Origin of the sequence: Halosimplex litoreum (genome assembly GCF_016065055.1) — an archaeon.
GTDB classification, from domain to species: domain Archaea; phylum Halobacteriota; class Halobacteria; order Halobacteriales; family Haloarculaceae; genus Halosimplex; species Halosimplex litoreum.
In genome coordinates this window covers 164,164-180,533 of the sequence record NZ_CP065856.1, presented here as the reverse complement: position 1 = coordinate 180,533, position 16,370 = coordinate 164,164, and the positions used below count along the sequence as shown (strand labels likewise).

Sequence of the window (16,370 nt, the reverse complement as noted above, 5' to 3'; positions counted from 1 at the left end):
CTCTCGGGAGCGAACTTTTGTTATGGACGCCATTCCGGTCCCGCGCGGTCCGCGTCGCCCCCTTTCCGCCGCTGCCTGCGCGGTCGCGTCGGGCGGAGACTCGCGGGCCCGCGCCCAGTCACGTCAGGCCGGAACGCGCCCGCTCGCGGTCGCCGTCTCCGACCGGCGGAGATACTCCCCCATCGCGTAGGCCATCCAGGCTTGACACCAGCGCATCAGCGTCGTGCGGTCGGTGTAGAAGCGCCGCTGCTCGTGGAAGAATCGCCCCTGACCGTCCGAGAGATTTTCGCGTGCCCACCGGAGGATCGTCTCGGCGCGGTCGAACTCGCCGAGCATCGAGAAGACGATCGCCCCCTGGGAAGAGGAGTGGACGTCCCGGGGGTAGACGTTCGATTCGTCGAAGTGGGGCGCGCCGTCGGCGGTGAACAGTTCCCGGTAGAACGCGACCGCGTCGTCGACGGTCGTCGCGAACGCTTCCGGGTCGCAGACCTCGCGGTACCGGAGGAACGACTGGACGATGAACCCGTTGTGGAAGTTGTCCATCGAGAGGTGCGAGGCCTCCGGGGGGTCGCGGTACATCCAGCCGCCGCGGTCGGTCTGCTGGGCGGCCACGTATTCGAGGATGCGCTCGGCGCGGGCCCGGTGTGTCGCGTCGCCGAAGGCGTCGTAGAGGTCGACCAGCAGTCGCGCCCCGAGCGCGTTGGCGTTGAGCGTGTAGTGGTCGCCCGTGTCGGTCGCCTTGTAGTCGATCCGCGCACCGGTGGGCGCCTCGCCGTAGTCGAGGCTCTCGAACACGAAGTCGGCGGCGCTACGCGCAACCTCGTGATACGGCCCGTCGAAGCGGTCGCCGGCCGCGATCAGCGCTTTCGTCGCCCACGACGTCCCGACGACCCCGGGGATATCCGGTGTCGTGCGCTTCGAGAGCCCCTGCAGGGGGTGGCTGTGGCCGACGCAAAACCCGCCGTAGCCGTCGACCTGGTTCTCGACGACCCAGTCGGCGAGCCGGCGGGCGTCGGCGCGGTAGCGCTCGTCGCCCGTCACGTCGTATGCGGTGAGATTCGCCATCGAGAACAGCGCGGTCCCCATCGGATTGGGCCGCTGTTCGACGAACAACAGCGGCCGGACGTTCACGGGCGAGCGACGGACCGACTGCTGGAAGGCGAGGTTGAGCCACTTGCTGTCGACCGGGAGCGCTCGCAGGATCCGGCTGCTCTCGCCGTCGTAGAGGTCCCAGCCGGTGTAGTCGCGTTCCCGGGCGTAGGCCAGCGTGTCCTCGAAGGTCGGTCGCACGACGTCTCGACCACCGGTGTCGACACCGCGCTCGCCGGTGTTCCGTCCCTCGCGCTCGCGGTCCGACGCCGGAGGGTCCCGCTGGCCGCTCATGGTCGCTCAGTGCTCCCGGTCGACGGAATCGCCTCCGGGCTCGCCCGTCGGGCTCGTGGATCGGTCATCTGGGTCTCGGCCGGCTATCTTCGGCTCTCGCACTTTGTTATAGCTTGCCTGCACCCGGACCACAGCGACCGAGTACGCCCCGTTAGCGGCTGTATACTGATATCCGCGTGCGAGGATTTCTCCCCTATCGAACATGGCAACCGGACGGCACTCGGAGGGCGCGGTGCTCATCCCGACGGCGCGACAGATGAAGAGTTACGCGTGCATGCGGTCGCTCGCCCAGCGGGGCGTCCGGACGGTCGTGGCGTCCGAGCACGAGCAGATCCCTCATTTCGCCTCACAGTACTGTTCCGAACAGGTACAGCTGTCGGCGGCTCCCGAAGAGCTGACCGCCTACAGGGACGCGCTGCTGGATATCGCCGCCCGGTCGGACGTCGAGACGATCCTCCCCATCCGGGAGTGCGACACGTATCTCTTCGCGAAGTACCGGGATCGGTTCGAGGAGTACGTCTCGCTCGTGACCCCCGACCTCGACACCCTGGGGAAGGCCCAGGACCGGATGCGGCTCTCCGAGGAGGCGCGACGAGCGGGCGTCCCGCAGGCGCGGACGCGCCGGCTCTCCGACGTCGACGAGTGGGACTCGGACGTGGTGATCAAGTCCCGGTACAACCTGCTGACGAGCGACTACGTCGACTCGCTGTCGGCCGACGACGCCGAGGAGTCCCGGAGCGTCCGATTCCTCCGGGCGGGCGAGGAACCCGACCCGGATGCGATCCGCGCCGAGATGGCTCACGACCCCATCGTCCAGGACTACATCCACGAGAGCGACCGGTATCTGTACTGCGGGCTGTGGGACCACGGGGAGCCGCTGGCGTCGTCCCAGCACAAGCAGATCCGGAGTAACTCCTGGGTCGGCGGCGGGGCGGTCTACCGCGTGTCCGCGTACTCCCAGGAGGTCAACCGGGTGGCGACCCGGCTGCTCTCGCACCTCGACTGGCACGGCCTGGTCTGTGCGGAGTACGCCAGAGACGAGGAGACCGGCGAGTGGAAGTTCCTCGAACTCAATCCGCGGGTCTGGCAGTCGCTGCCCGCCGCCACCCGCGCGAACGCCGACTTCCCGTACTACTACTGGCTTCGGGCGCAGGGTCGACCCGAAGCGATCGACCCGACGTACGAGACCGGGGTCGGGACGCACATGGCCTACGGTGAACTCTCGCACCTGCTGAGCATCCGCACCGACGACTCGCCGTTCCTCGACCGCCCGGCGTTCGGACAGACGCTCCTGAACATCGCCACCTCGTGCGTCGTGGACCCTCGATTCGACAACATCCGACTCGACGACCCGCAGTTTTTCGTCGACGCCGTCCGAAACGCCCTCTCCTCGGACGAGTCCGGTGGCAGACAGTACGTCGCCGGGACGGCCACCGACGAGCCGCCCGCATAGACGTCGAGCGCGACGCCGCCGCTCCGAGGGGTTTCTCCCACCGCAGTCCGCGGCCGTCGAGAAACCGTTCCGCTCGGTCGTCGATGGCTTCCACTCAGTCGTCGGTCGCCTTAGCTCAGTCGTCGGCCGTCTCCGCTCGGTCGTCGGTCGCCGTGGCTCGCTCGCGCTCGTCTTCGCCCGAGAGATATCGCTCGTAGTACGCGCCGGGCGACCCGACCCAGGCGCCCATCTCCTCGGCCGTCTCGATCAGTCGGCGATACAGCCGCGCGTGGCCGGGAAACTCGTCGGTCGCGAAGTAGCGGGGGTGCCAGAGGACGGTCATCACGGCGTCGTTGGCCGCGGCCTCCTCGAGCAGCTCCGCGCAGACGGCCCACGCCGCCTCGAACGACTCACCTGGGTCGGGGAGGTCCGTCTCCATGAACGTCAGCGGGAAGACGACGAACTCGTCGTCGAACGGCCGTCGCACGTCGTAGCCGTGCTGGAAGCCGTAGGTGTCGGCGCCGAGGCTCGCGTCGTAGTCGAGCCCGATCGCCCGGTGGTGGCGCCACGACGCGGGCGGGTCGAGGTTGAGGTAGTGCTGGCGACCGCCCGTGATCTCCTCGCCGAGGGTGCGTTCGATGCGCTCTTTCTCGTGGGCCAGCCGCTCGCGGTCGTCGTAGGAGTCGTACGAACCGTGGAGGCCAACCTCCCAGCCGCCGTCGGCGAGTTTCCACATCGCCTCCGCGAGCTCCGGCTGGGTGAGGTCGTACCGGAAGAGCAGCTGGACCCACTCGTTCCAGTCGCGGAGCTGTGACGCGGATTTCGAGCGCAGCGACGGCTCCGAGAGGAAGTAAAACGCCGAGCGGACGCCGAGGTCGTCTTCGAGTCGGGCGATCCGGTCGAACTGCCAGTAGGGGTTTCTCTCGTACCGGAGCGCGCTGAGGTGGCTCGGGTCTCGCTCCAGCGCGGTGTAGAACAGCGCGTGCGCCCAGGTCTTGTACGGCCGGTCCACGTCGTGCGTGAGACACAGACCGAACTCGTGTTCGCTATCGCTCATTGGGGATCCGTCCGAGTGTGCTCGTTCGGATCGAGAGGTGGCGCATGGACTGCTTAATTATAGAGTCCATACGAGGGCTCTCGAAAGCGATCCGCACCGGCGAACCGTTGGGCGAGCAGTGAGTGGATATGATCGACGGGATATCCGCAAGCGTCCTGAGGGTGGGACACCGACTCACGGGAACCCAGTCGCCAGCGAAGAGACAGGCGGACAGAGGGTCCCGGGAGCGCCAGTAGTGGTTTGTGTGTGTGCGTCCGACGTACGAACGTATGTCGAAAACCGATTCGGACGGAAACGATCCCGAGATCGACCGGATCAATCTCCGAATTTCACGGTCGTTTCTCGACGTGGTCGACGAGACGTGGCGCGAACGTGGATTCAACAGCCGGAGTGAGTTTATTCGCTATGCGCTCCGCGACTCCGTAAATCATCCCGAGGGAGCGGGCGTCTGGAAGGATCTGGCGATCAGTGAAGCGCAGTTCGACAAGGGTGAGGGGACTTCGAGCGAGGAGATGCGGGAGAAGTATGGGACAGACGCCGAGTGACGACGGGTGGACCTGGAAGTTCTCTCCGCGCGGAGAATCCCAGTTCGCACAGGTGACATCCTCGCCCGGCGTGAACGCCGGGGCTTCCACCGCAGGTGGAATACCAGCAAGATGCTGGATTGAGGTTTCAAGACGTGTTCGCGTCACCGGTCTCCGGCTCCGCCCCTGCTCCCACTGCTGGTGAGCTAGACGAAACCTTGTCATCGGAAGCCCGCCTCTCGGACAGGAGTCCCTCTCTCGGTGACGTGTCTTCGTGGGCCTGCCACTGGCCCCCACTCCGTGGCGAGTCATCGCCCACCCATTTCACGGGCAGGCTCTCTCCCCACGGATTCAGCCGGTTGGCTATGTTCGCAGCTGCGTTCAAATCCGCTTGATACTCCGACACCCAACACTCCTCGTTCGTACACTTGAACGTGCCCTGATGCGGCCTGTACCCGATGTGTTGACAGGCGTGGCACGTCTTCGACGTGTGATGCGGATACACGTATTCCACAGGAATGCCGTGATCCGCTGCCTTATCCTCAATGCGTGACTGTAAGCGGGAGAACAGCCACTTGCCGAGGCGTCGGTTCCAGTACTTCCCGATGTCCTCGTCGGTGATTCCGTCGAGGTATTCGAGGACAATAACTGGGTTCTCGAACTGAGAGGTGTATTCGACAGCCTGTCTGGAGGCTTTCTCGATTTCATCTTCGATGGTGCCTTGCCACCGCCCCCACACGAGGTCATCGAGGAGTTTCGAAGCATACCGTGATTTCAAGCGGTCTTCAGCGCTCGCTTGTTTTTGTCGGAGGTGTCGAACGCGACCACCATCCACGAACAACGGGTCAACGGGCGTGTCGTCTCGGAGGGCACAGCCCACCAAGAGTTTCGACTCACCCACGTCGAACCCGACTGGCGTCACGTCGTCACTCACGCGCGAACACGAGTGGTCTGGTTCAACTTCGTAGTTCGCCGTGACGTGCAACACCCAACGGTTGCCGTCGCGTTGCAGACGGAGTTCGCCCGCGCACACGCTGCCGTCTTCGTCGTCAATCAGAGAGTGCCACCAGTCTTCTTGCTCTGGGTTCAACTGGAGCGGTATCCAGACGTTCGTTCCACGACCGGGAAGAGGGACTTCCCAGCAGATCTCGTGGTGGCGGTTGTCATCGTGGTCGAAGACGGCTGCGGTGTTGGCGTAGCGGATTGGATGGGTGTCTGCGAGTTGACTCGCGTTGTACGTGTCCTCGTCAAGGAGGTTTGGTACGTATTGTTTGAGTGCATTTTTGGAGTGCCAGTTGAGGTCTTCACCTGTGACGACCTCGTTGACGGCAGTCATCGTGTCACACTCGTCGTTGAAGCTCTCTCGGAGCAACGCTTCGTATCGGTCGTGTTCGTCGTGGAGTTTGCGCTGCTTGTGCTGAGTGGGTGTAGCAAGATACGCTTCGAGCGTCTTGCATTCCTCACTCATTCTTCAACAGTATCGAGTCCTTCTTCGACGAGTTCGGCGTATGCGAAGTCCATTCGCAGTCCGTTCTCACGAGAGTATTCTTTCACTCGTTCGTGGAGGTCGCTTCTACGGTCGATGGCGATGTCAACCCGCATCCGTTTTTCAGTACGTTTCTTCGTATCTTAATGGTTCGTGTTGGCGTGGGGTATTCAGAGGGCTGTCGCTCGTGGTTTGCGTAGTGGAGTGACGCGATTCACGCCCGCCGTGAACAGCGTGGCGTCGAAGACGCCACGGGCAGACGGCGCGAAGCGCCGTCGACGGCGGGATTCTCTCGCTGTTAAAAGATAGACCCGTCCACGCAGGACAGGATCATGGACAAGCTGGACGAGGTAGTCTCCTCCGAGTGGCGCGAGCCGAGCGATTTTCTCGAACCGCTAACGGGGTCTCCTTACCGAAAACTTCGGGTCGGTGGATATCGAGTGGGCTGTCGCCTACTCCACGAGTCGAAGACACTCCGCGTCGAGAGCGTCCGGAAACGCGAAGGCGCGTACACAGCTGATGACGACTGAACGGATCTCAGGGCGGATTCTCCGCGTCGTTGATCCCGTCTAGGCTACCGCGTTCGTAGGCATCACGCCACAGTCGAACGACTGCACGAGCGACCAGTGACACTTCGATGACGGTGATACAGGAGGGTTCGACCGGTCGACTCGGGGCGTTCGGAGGCAGATGGAAATGCCGCGCCGGCGCGTCGGGTTTGGGATGGCAGTCGAACCGGAGATCTCGGCCGAGCGCGTCCCTGTAGTGGAACGCGTAATTGTCGGAGAGGCTCCAGCGCACGTCGAACCTGGCGGTCGCCGCCTCCCCGATACCGTCGGCGAGTTCGATCGACAGCGTCTGTGGGTTCAGCGGGTCGTCCAGTGACGCGGTTTCGACGAGCGGTTCGTGGTCGAGGAACAGATCACGGATCTCGCGGAGTGCGCTGGCGTCGATCGGACCGAACACTTCGGAGTGTCCGTCCGTATCGTCCGCTGTCGGACCGTCTTCAGTCATACCGGCAGCGAGGAGTCGCCGTGGCCGCCGTCTCCGTCGTCCGTTCCCGTGAGGTGGCCGTCGCGTTGCGCGTCGGCGATCGCTAACGCCGCCTGTGCGAGCGCGAGATTGCGCCGAGTCGTCTGCCACTCGGTGAGTACGGACCCGTGTTCGCCGTCGGCGTCGGCCACGGCCAACTCGCGGGCGAACTCCTCGGGCGAGTCGACGCCGTACTCCTCGCGCCACCCCCGGATCGTCGCCTTCATTTCGGCGATCCCGGTGCTGATCGCTTCGGGCGACCGCTCCTGTAGGAGTGTCTGGGCGTGTTCCGTCACGATGGCCGTCTCCGACCGCCGGTACAGCGTCGTCCCCCCGTCTTCGGTCGTCGTGACCTCGCCGGCATCGGTGAGCGTTCGAAGGTGCTTTCGCGCGGTCGTCGGAGAGACGCGGGCGCGATCGGCGAGTTCGTCGGCCGATTCGGCTTCGTACGTCCGTCGAACGACTTCGTATACTCGTTCGAACGGCGTCGTTTCGTCGACCCACTCCGCTTCGACGGCCTCGTTCACGTCCCGCGTATCAGCGCCCCCGCTTTCCTGGGGACGACCCCGTGGTTCGTCTTCGGGCATCTACGGTACGGTAGGCTGCACAAGTATATGAATCCACGGACCAGCATACTGATTTTCGCTGTCCTCTCGCTGTCGGCATCGAATCGCGGGTCCGAGTTCGAACGCTCGGTTCCTCAACTCAAGAAGCCCTCTCCCGTTACCGAGACCCATTAGGGAGATTAACTCTTGTTCGACGCTCAAAATTCACTCGTCGTCGGCTGTACCTGATCGATTTCGCAGGCTGCCCGTGGAACTCAGCCGGTTGTCATCGCCCCTCCGACGCGTCGACGTTCGGTGCGTCGATACCGTGGCGACCCTCGACGAAGGCGGCGACGTCGTCGGCGAAGTCCGCCGCCGCGTGCCAGTCGGTAAACTCCGAATCCCGGGTCGTGTCGACCCCCGGCAGCCGTCGTTTCGCGATCAGTTTCATCGCGAGCCGCGTGAGGAAGCCGTACTCCGAGAATCGCAGCGCGCCGCCGAACTGCGCGATCCGGTCGGGGTTCCACCCCGTCTCCGAGCAGAACGACTCGACGTACTCCGCGGCCTGCTCGACGCCTCGGTCGGACGCCGAGGCCAGCGAGACCTGAAAGAACGCGGTCGGCCGCGCCGAGAGCGCCTCGCGCTCGTCGGTCACGAAGTCGACGACCGCTCCTTGGTGTTTCCCGACGCGAACCGACGCCCCGACCAGCACCGCGTCGTACTCTGTAGCGTCCACGTCCTCGGCCCCCGCCGTGATGTTCACCGCCGTCGCGTCGTGACCGCGGTCGCCGAGCGTCGCGACGATCCGGTCGGCCACCTTGGCTGTCTGCCCCTCCCCCGTTCCGTAGGCGACGAGAAACGATGCCATGCGGAGTCTCGTATCGCGGACAGGATGAACTGTGTCTTTGGAAACACAAGCAGTACAGGTGAGACTCTCCTGACTGGGGCGGTATCGACCGGTTCGAAAGCGGTACCGACGGGCTCGGGAGCATCTCGGCTGGTCGACGAGTGGGACGACGTGAGACCGTCGTTCTGGGGCGAAACGGGAGGGGATCCCCGACGGGCGTGGGATCCTCGGCCCAGAAACTTGAAAGTGGGCGACCACGACCACTCTGTATGAGCATCGATACGGCGGTGGTCCTCGCGGCGGGTGAGGGGACGCGGTTGCGGCCGCTGACGCGCAACCGGCCCAAGCCGATGTTACCCGCGGCCAACCGGCCGATCCTGGAGTACGTCTTCGACGCGCTGGTCTCGGCGGACGTGCGGGAGATCGTGGTCGTGGTGGGGTACAAGCGCGGTCGGGTACAGGACCACTTCGGGCCGGCCTACGAGGGGGTCGAGATCGAGTATGTCACCCAGCACAAGCAACTCGGCAGCGGGCACGCCCTCCTCCAGGCTCGCGAAGTCGTCGACGGGCCGGCGCTGGTCGTCAACGGCGACCGGGTCGTCGACGCCGACATCGTCCGCGACGTGGTCGACGAGTTCGAGCGCAGCGGCGACCCGTCGATGGCCGTCCTCGAACGGCCCGAGACCAGCCAGTACGGCGCGGTCGTCCTCCACGAGGGCGACGTGGCCGAACTCGTCGAGAAGCCCGAGACCGACGAATACCGACTGATCAACGCCGGCGTCTACGCCTTCGAGTCGTCGGTATTCGACGCCATCGACGCGACCGAGCGTTCGGACGGCGAACTCGCGCTGACCGACACGATCGGCCGGCTGATGGACGACGGCCGGGTGCGCGGTATCCGGACCGAGGGGATGTGGGTCGACGCGACCTACCCCTGGGACCTGCTGGCGGTGGCCGACGAAGTGCTCGCCCGCGGGCACGTCGACGAACCCGCGAGCGGCGACGGCGGCCGTGACGCCGGCGTGTGGGTCGATCCCGTGGCGACCGTCCACGACACGGCAGTCCTCCAGGGACCGGTCGTGGTCGGACCGGACTGCGAGGTCGGTCCCGGCGCCGTCGTCGGGCCGAACGCGGCGCTGGGCCAGAACGTGACCGTCGGCGCGAACGCGACGGTCCGGAACTCCGTCCTCGACACGGACACCCGCGTCGAGTCGGGCTCGACGCTCATCGACGCGGTGACGGGCCAGGACGTGACCCTCGGCGCCGGGACCGTCGTCCCGGGCGGTCCCGCGGACGTGCGCGTCGGCCGCCAGGTGTTCGAGGACCAGCGCCTCGGTGCCGTCGTCGCCGACCGCGTCACCGCCGAGGGCGACGCGAGTTTCTCGCCGGGGACGCTCGTCGGCCCCGGCGCGCACATCGGGACCAGCGTCCGCGCGAGCGGCCGCATCGCGAGCCGCGCGGAGGTGACTCGCTGATGTGTGGCATCATCGGCTGTGTGGGCCGTGAAGACGAGACACTGGACGTGCTCGTCCACGGCCTCTCGAAACTGGAGTACCGCGGCTACGACTCGGCGGGCGTCGCCCTCTCGGGCGAGCGCGTCGACGTCTGCAAGAAATCCGGGGAGATCGACGACCTGAAGCGCGCGCTCGAATCCCGGTCCATCGACGGCGCGGCCGGCATCGGTCACACCCGCTGGTCGACCCACGGTCCGCCCACCGACGCAAACGCCCACCCGCACCTCGACTGTACGGGCGACGTGGCCGTCGTCCACAACGGCATCATCGAGAACTACCAGTCGCTCCGCGACGAGCTCGCCACCGCGGGCCACACGTTCAAGAGCGACACCGACACCGAAGTCGTCCCCCACCTCGTCGAGGACGCGCTGGCCGACGGGCTGGACAACGAAGCCGCCGTCCGCGAAGCCATCTCGCGGCTCGAGGGGAGCTACGCGGTCGCCGTCGTCGTCTCGGGCGACGACACCATCTACGCCGCGCGCAACGACTCGCCGCTCGTGCTCGGGATCGACGATGGTGACGCGGAGAGCGAGCCCGCGTACTACCTCGCCAGCGACGTGCCTGCCTTCCGTGACTTCACCGACCGGGTGGTGTACCTCGCCGACGGCGAGTTCGCGACGCTCTCGGCCGAGGGGTGGCGTGTCTCGGACGTCGACGGGACGACGGTCGACAAGGACGTCGACACCGTCGACTGGGACCCCGAGGAGACCGGCAAGAGCGGCTACGACCACTTCATGCTCAAGGAGATCCACGAGCAACCGCGGGCTATCCGGCAGTGTCTCCGCGGGCGCGTCGACGAGATGACCGCCCAGGTCGATATCGGCGACCTCGGGGATCTGTCGCCCACGGGCGTCCAGTTCGTCGCCTGCGGGACCTCCTATCACGCCGCGCTCTACGGCGCGCAGTTGCTGCGCGACGCGGGGATCCCGGCCCACGCGTTCCTCGCTAGCGAGTACGCCACCTCGCCGCCGCCGATCGGCGACGCGCTCGTGGTCGGTGTGACCCAGAGCGGCGAGACCGCCGACACGCTCTCGGCGCTCCGGGAGGCGCGCAAGCGTGGCGCGCGGACGCTCGCCGTGACGAACACCGTGGGGTCGACCGCGGCGCGGGAGTGCGACCACGCGCTGTATATCAGGGCCGGCCCGGAGATCGGCGTCGCGGCGTCGAAGACGTTCGCGTCGCAGCTGGTCGCTCTGAACCTCTTTTCTCTGGGGACGACGCGGGTGGACGACGTGCGTGAGGTCATCGGCGCGTTGCGCGACCTGCCCAGCAACATCCAGGCGATCCTAGACGATTCGCGCGCGGAGTCCGTGGCCGGCGAGTACGTCGACAGCGACGCCTACTTCTTCATCGGCCGCGGCCTGCAGTACCCCGTGGCGCTCGAGGGCGCGCTGAAAATGAAGGAGATCACCTACAAGCACGCCGAAGGGTTCGCCGCCGGAGAGTTGAAGCACGGGCCGCTGGCGCTGGTGACGGGAGAGACGCCCGTGTTCGCGGTCGTTACCGGCGACGGGGAGATGGCCCGCAAGACCATCGGGAACGTGAAGGAAGTGGAAGCTCGGGACGCTCCGGTGGTTGCGGTTACGGACGGGCAGTCCGACGTGGGTCGGTACGCCGATGCGGTGTTAGAGGTGCCCGAGACGCATCCGCAAGCGGCTGCCGTGTTGGCCAACGTGCAGTTGCAGCTGGTGTCGTACCACGTGGCGGACAAGCTCGGACGGTCGATCGACAAGCCGCGGAACCTGGCCAAGAGCGTGACGGTCGAGTAGCCGGTCTCTGAGAGGTCTATGGCGGTTGCCGAGTGGATTCAAACGGCACAATCACATCGCTTATTAACTGCATTCGACCACATACAGACGCTCCAACTATCGATGAGCGACGAACTCCCCATTCGAGACAAACTGCGGGCGCTGTACCGCGTGGCCCTGTACAGGCCTGCCTTCTCTACCGGTATCCTCCTCGTCAGTTTCTTCGCCGCGGTGCTCGAAGGGATCGGACTGAGTTTCCTGCTGCCGATCATCGAACTCGCACGCGACCCGGCCGCTGTGGAGTCGGCCGACGGGATCCTACGTGTGTTCGTTACCGCCTACGAGGTCGTCGGACTGCCGCTGACCTTGGAGACTGTCGTGGTCGGCGTCGCAGTCGTGATGACGTTGCGGTACACGTCGAGCTTTCTCGTTCACTGGCTCAGAGCAGCGCTACGGACCGATTACGTCAGGGAGCTACAGACGATGTCCTTCGAGAGGGCGCTTGACGCCGAGGTCAGCTATTTCGACCAGCAGGGATCCGACGAGATCCTGAACGCGATCGTCACGCAGGCGAGCTACGCTGGGCGGGTAATACAGCGGATAATTCGGTTCGTCGAGCAAGGGTTGCTCAGCCTGATATACCTCGGCGTCGCACTGTACCTCGCGCCAGGCTTGACTGTCGCCGCAGCGATCGTGCTCGGTCTGATCACGTTCGTGCTCCGGTCGGTGGTCGAGTCGGGATACGACATCGGCAGCCGCGTCGCTGAAGCCAACGAACGGCTACAGACTGCCGCTCAGGCTGGGACCCAGGGGGTTCGCGACGTGAAGTTGTTTGGGATGACCGGCGAACTGTTCTCGGATTTTCACGCCGCGGCCGACCAGGTTGCCGGGTCACAGATCAAACTTCGGCGTAATGAGGCCGCATTGGACAACATCTACCAGTTGCTCACTGCGATCACGGTGTTCGTGTTGATCTACGCCGCGCTCGCAATCGCCTCGATGTCCCTGGCCTCGCTCGGTGTGTTCCTGTTTGCGATGTTTCGGCTTGCACCTCGGGTCAGCACGCTCAACAACATCGTCTATCAGATCGAGAGTGACCTGCCGCACCTCGCTCGGACCCAGTCATTCATCGATGAACTTGACGCGCGTCGGGAGTCGGTAGGCGATGACGCTCCAGTCCCGAATCCCGTCGACACGGTAGATTTCCAGGGCGTGGAGTTCTCCTACGACACCGGTGAGCAGATTTTCGATGGCCTCTCGTTCTCGGCCGACCGCGGCGAGTTCGTCGCGTTCGTTGGCCCCTCCGGCGCCGGTAAGTCGACAGTCGTCTCGTTGCTGACTCGGATGTACGAACCCGATGATGGCCGGATCCTGGCCGACGGCCGGCCGATAGACGAGATGGATGTGGACGAATGGCGCGAGCGCGTGTCGGTTGTTCGCCAACATCCCTACATCTTCAACGATACCCTCCGGGCGAACGTGACTGTAGCTGACCGGCAAGCGAGTCGCCGGGAGATCGAACGCGTCTGCGAGATCGCCCAAGTTACGGAGTTCCTGAACGACCTCCCGAACGGCTACGAGACGCAATTGGGCGATGATGGTGTTCGGTTGTCTGGTGGCCAGAAACAGCGAGTAGCACTGGCGCGGGCACTACTGAAAGACGCCGACTTCCTCGTGCTGGACGAAGCGACGAGCGATCTGGACTCCAACATCGAAGAAACGGTTCATCAAGCCATCGAGGCGATGGACCGTGACTACGCGATGTTCGTGATCGCCCACCGGTTGTCGACGATCGTGAACGCGGATCGGATCTACACAGTCGAGGATGGTGAGATCTCGGAGACGGGGACGCACACCGAGCTAGTTGAAGACGACGGGACGTACGCGGATCTATATGTAACTCAGGCACAGAGCAATTGAACCGATATGCCGAACCCGACCCTGATAGTGATTACTGCGATTCTTTACCTCTGTGACGATGGTGTCCGTGGTGTGAACCGCAGAACAGGCGTCTATCGAGACCATCCAGAAAACTATTCGCAGTAATCACTATGAATGGGTGGTCACAGCAAGAACCGGTTCGGGATCAAGTGCGCTGGGTAGAGAGAAAGACAGCACCCAGATAGGCACCGAAAAGGGGATGAGTGTAATATGATTATTGTCAATATATGATCGACGGCGTTGAGGCTCGAGAATTGAAAGTGAATGCTGACGAGCGCGGGCATCTGGTCGAAGTATTCCGGAGAGACTGGGATGAATATGATCCAGAACCAGCCATGTCGTACTACTCTATGACGTATCCGGGGATTACCAGGGCCTGGCACCGACACAACTACGGTCAGATCGACCACTTCGTCTGTCCGAACGGCCGGATTAAAATCGGGATCTACGACGACCGAGACGGTTCTCCGACCCAAGGGGAGTTGGAGACGTTCATCATAGGAGAACACAGCCAGCAGGTCGTCCGGATCCCGGGAGACTGCTGGCACGGGTTCAAAGCGATCGGGGACGAACCCGCCTTTTTGCTTAACTTCCCGACGACCCTCTACGATTATGACAACCCGGACGAGGAACGCCTACCATACGACACGGATAGAATCCCTTTAGATTGGGACGAAGAGGTGAGTGGATAATCAATGAAAGGTGTTCTGTTGTCCGGCGGAACTGGTTCTCGACTCCGGCCGATCACACACACTGGTCCGAAGCAACTGGTCCCCGTCGCGAACAAGCCAGTACTTGAGTATGCCGTTGAGGACCTCAGGGATGCGGGTATAACTGAGATCGGGATAGTTCTCGGCAACAAAGGTCGTGTAGAGATTCAAGATCTCCTCGGGGACGGGTCCAGCTACGGCGTCGAGATTACGTATATCATTCAAGGTAATCCACTTGGAATCGCGCACGCCACAGGTTGTGCTCAAGATTTTGTCGGTGATGATGACTTTGTGGTGTATCTCGGCGATAACATTCTCAAAGACGGTGTCGTGGAACTCGTCGAGAGTTTTAAGAACGGTAAGTACGGTGCCGGAATCGCGCTTCAAAAAGTGGAGAACCCTGAGCAGTTCGGCATCGCGGATATCGACAGTCAAGGAAACGTTACAGCACTCATTGAAAAACCCGACGAACCCCCGACAAATCTTGCACTCATCGGTATGTACGTTTTCTCGCCAGAGGTATTCGATGTTATCGAACGCCTGAAACCGTCTTGGCGAGGTGAACTGGAGATCACCGACGCGATTCAGGCTCTGCTTGAGGGTGGTTATGCCATCGACTCACACACCGTTACCGGGTGGTGGAAAGATACTGGTAAACCCAAAGATATTCTGGAGGCCAACCGGCTCGTCCTCGAAGAGCGGGAGCTCGTCACCAGCGGTATCGTGGAAGCGGGCGCCGAAACGCAGGGGTGCATCGAACTCGCGGAGTCATCGACAATAAAAGAGGGTGCAGTCGTCCGAGGTCCAGTCTCCGTCGCCGAGAACACCACGATCAAGAACGGGACCTACGTGGGACCGTACACATCTATTGGTCCAAATACCACGCTTCAGGAAATCCATATCGAGAACAGCGTTGTCATCGGAGACTCACAGATCACTACTTCGGGTCGAATCGTCGACAGCCTGCTTGGTCAAAACGTGACCGTTGAGGGTGCGGCAAAACTACTTCCGGAGGGTCAACGTCTAGTGGTCGGGGAGAACTCCCAACTCTGGCTTTAGGAATGCGGATCATAACATACACCTGTCCGTCCTGTGGAACCGTGATCGCAGCGAACGAACTCGAATCGAATCGGGTAATGAAGTGTCCTGGGTTGGACTGTCAGGCAATTATCCGTTTCGACAACCTTCCCAAGGAGGCCCAAGAATACTTTCTTGAGCACATGGATCGCTATAGACTCTAGCTGACTCTATCCCAAACAGCATCAACATCGTCCTGTAATGTCGGTTGTTCCCTTCCGAGCGCATCCTCAACTCTATCAACATCCATACAGGTATACGTCGGTCGAGGTGCCACCTGATCAGTTTCGTCCACTGATCCCTCACTTAGGAGGTCCGTGTTCTTCCCCATCTGATCAGCAATGACGGCGCCGAACTCATACGGTGTCACACAAGACTGGCAGGCCATGTGATAATATTTGTCTCTGTCCTTCTCAACGAGATCAAGCAGCGTCTCCGCCGCCTGTCCGGCGCGCGTTGGCGTCACCCACTGATCCGTGTACAGTGAAACCGGTTCTTCGGAATTTATCTTCGTGCGCACCCATGATGGAAAGCCCGCAAGCGCTCCCGTATTTCGGTGTATTCCCCAGACGAACGATAGACGTGCTACAAGGGCGGTCGGGTACTCCAGGTTCACAGCCTGTTCGCCTGCTAGCTTCGATTTCCCGTACGCCTGTAGCGGGTCGGGCGACGCAATTTCGTCGTACGGTTGATCGGCTTCGCCATTGAAGACGTAATCAGTTGAGACATGCACAAAGTCAATGCCGTATGTCTTGCAATCTGCAGCTATTCCACCCGGTGCCTCGCCGTTGAGTAAATTAGCTTTCTTTGATTCAATCTCACATGTGTTGACATCCGTCATTGCTGCACAATTAACTACTACATCTGGTTCGTGTTCTACGATTACTTGATTAAATAACTCATATTCCTCGAGATCGAACTGTAATAGGGGAATATCGAATCTTGGTCGCACCGAGTTGTACGTTCCACTGACATTCCATCCCCTCTCCAACCCCACACGTATTACGTTACTGCCAAGTAGGCCGTTCGCACCGACTACCAGCAGGTTCATACTGCAGGATCCAGGCAATAATA

17 protein-coding genes are annotated in these 16,370 nt (G+C 62.8%); 9 read left to right on the top strand and 8 right to left on the bottom strand.

The features are described from left to right. Positions 1-123: 123 nt before the first annotated feature. Positions 124-1,383, bottom strand: a complete 1,260-nt coding sequence (locus I7X12_RS00895) for a glycoside hydrolase family protein (protein WP_232342966.1) — start codon at positions 1,381-1,383, stop codon at positions 124-126. A 202-nt stretch (positions 1,384-1,585) separates the two neighbouring features. Here I7X12_RS00895 and I7X12_RS00890 point away from each other — a divergent pair, with 202 nt between their 5' ends. Next, complete coding sequence (locus I7X12_RS00890) at positions 1,586-2,836, top strand: carboxylate--amine ligase (protein WP_232342964.1); 1,251 nt, start codon at positions 1,586-1,588, stop codon at positions 2,834-2,836. Positions 2,837-2,951: 115 nt separating this feature from the next. Here the strand turns inward: I7X12_RS00890 and I7X12_RS00885 are convergent, their stop codons facing one another. Continuing rightward, complete coding sequence (locus tag I7X12_RS00885) at positions 2,952-3,872, bottom strand: polysaccharide deacetylase family protein (protein WP_198062013.1); 921 nt, start codon at positions 3,870-3,872, stop codon at positions 2,952-2,954. Between the two features lie 269 nt (positions 3,873-4,141). Here I7X12_RS00885 and I7X12_RS00880 point away from each other — a divergent pair, with 269 nt between their 5' ends. Further along, the gene (locus tag I7X12_RS00880) at positions 4,142-4,417 is read left to right on the top strand and encodes a ribbon-helix-helix domain-containing protein (protein WP_198062012.1); all 276 of its coding nucleotides are present in this window, start codon (positions 4,142-4,144) and stop codon (positions 4,415-4,417) included. Between the two features lie 127 nt (positions 4,418-4,544). Here I7X12_RS00880 and I7X12_RS00875 read toward each other — a convergent pair whose 3' ends face one another. Then, a complete protein-coding gene (locus tag I7X12_RS00875; RefSeq protein WP_232342962.1) occupies positions 4,545-5,864 on the bottom strand; it encodes a transposase in 1,320 nt (439 codons plus the stop codon). Next, positions 5,861-5,998: a hypothetical protein gene (locus I7X12_RS00870; protein ID WP_198062011.1), complete on the bottom strand. Its 138-nt coding sequence runs from the start codon at positions 5,996-5,998 to the stop codon at positions 5,861-5,863. Before I7X12_RS00870 ends, I7X12_RS00875 begins: the two co-directional genes overlap by 4 nt. Before the next feature lie 189 nt (positions 5,999-6,187). Between I7X12_RS00870 and I7X12_RS00865 the strand changes: the two genes are divergently transcribed. Next, positions 6,188-6,412, top strand: a complete 225-nt coding sequence (locus tag I7X12_RS00865) for a type II toxin-antitoxin system RelE family toxin (protein ID WP_198063752.1) — start codon at positions 6,188-6,190, stop codon at positions 6,410-6,412. A 7-nt stretch (positions 6,413-6,419) separates the two neighbouring features. On the opposite strand, the gene I7X12_RS00860 is transcribed toward I7X12_RS00865, so the two are convergent. From I7X12_RS00860 to I7X12_RS00850, 3 genes are all read right to left on the bottom strand, one after another. After that, positions 6,420-6,896, bottom strand: coding sequence for a hypothetical protein (locus I7X12_RS00860; protein ID WP_198062010.1), 477 nt, complete (start codon positions 6,894-6,896; stop codon positions 6,420-6,422). Beyond that, complete coding sequence (locus tag I7X12_RS00855; RefSeq protein WP_394355635.1) at positions 6,893-7,441, bottom strand: winged helix-turn-helix domain-containing protein; 549 nt, start codon at positions 7,439-7,441, stop codon at positions 6,893-6,895. The genes I7X12_RS00860 and I7X12_RS00855 overlap by 4 nt, the downstream gene beginning before the upstream one ends. A gap of 304 nt (positions 7,442-7,745) precedes the next feature. Then, a complete protein-coding gene (locus I7X12_RS00850; protein ID WP_198062008.1) occupies positions 7,746-8,327 on the bottom strand; it encodes a flavodoxin domain-containing protein in 582 nt (193 codons plus the stop codon). A gap of 248 nt (positions 8,328-8,575) precedes the next feature. On the opposite strand from I7X12_RS00850, the gene glmU reads away from it, so the two are divergent. From glmU to I7X12_RS20815, 6 genes are all read left to right on the top strand, one after another. Next, positions 8,576-9,781 (top strand): bifunctional sugar-1-phosphate nucleotidylyltransferase/acetyltransferase, encoded by a 1,206-nt coding sequence (glmU, locus tag I7X12_RS00845; protein WP_198062007.1) that lies wholly within the window; start codon positions 8,576-8,578, stop codon positions 9,779-9,781. Next, on the top strand, positions 9,781-11,589 hold the full coding sequence (gene glmS, locus I7X12_RS00840) for a glutamine--fructose-6-phosphate transaminase (isomerizing) (RefSeq protein WP_198062006.1): 1,809 nt from the start codon (positions 9,781-9,783) through the stop codon (positions 11,587-11,589). The genes glmU and glmS overlap by 1 nt, the downstream gene beginning before the upstream one ends. Before the next feature lie 102 nt (positions 11,590-11,691). Next, complete coding sequence (locus I7X12_RS00835) at positions 11,692-13,488, top strand: ABC transporter ATP-binding protein (RefSeq protein ID WP_198062005.1); 1,797 nt, start codon at positions 11,692-11,694, stop codon at positions 13,486-13,488. A 248-nt stretch (positions 13,489-13,736) separates the two neighbouring features. Continuing rightward, positions 13,737-14,201, top strand: coding sequence for a dTDP-4-dehydrorhamnose 3,5-epimerase family protein (locus tag I7X12_RS00830; protein ID WP_198062004.1), 465 nt, complete (start codon positions 13,737-13,739; stop codon positions 14,199-14,201). Between the two features lie 3 nt (positions 14,202-14,204). Then, positions 14,205-15,278 carry a glucose-1-phosphate thymidylyltransferase gene (locus tag I7X12_RS00825; protein ID WP_198062003.1) on the top strand — a complete coding sequence of 358 codons (1,074 nt, stop codon included), beginning with the start codon at positions 14,205-14,207 and terminating at the stop codon, positions 15,276-15,278. A gap of 2 nt (positions 15,279-15,280) precedes the next feature. Beyond that, positions 15,281-15,460, top strand: coding sequence for a hypothetical protein (locus I7X12_RS20815; protein ID WP_394355621.1), 180 nt, complete (start codon positions 15,281-15,283; stop codon positions 15,458-15,460). On the opposite strand, the gene I7X12_RS00820 is transcribed toward I7X12_RS20815, so the two are convergent. Continuing rightward, on the bottom strand, positions 15,457-16,347 hold the full coding sequence (locus I7X12_RS00820) for an SDR family oxidoreductase (protein WP_198062002.1): 891 nt from the start codon (positions 16,345-16,347) through the stop codon (positions 15,457-15,459). The genes I7X12_RS20815 and I7X12_RS00820 overlap by 4 nt on opposite strands. Between the last annotated feature and the right edge of the window lie 23 nt (positions 16,348-16,370).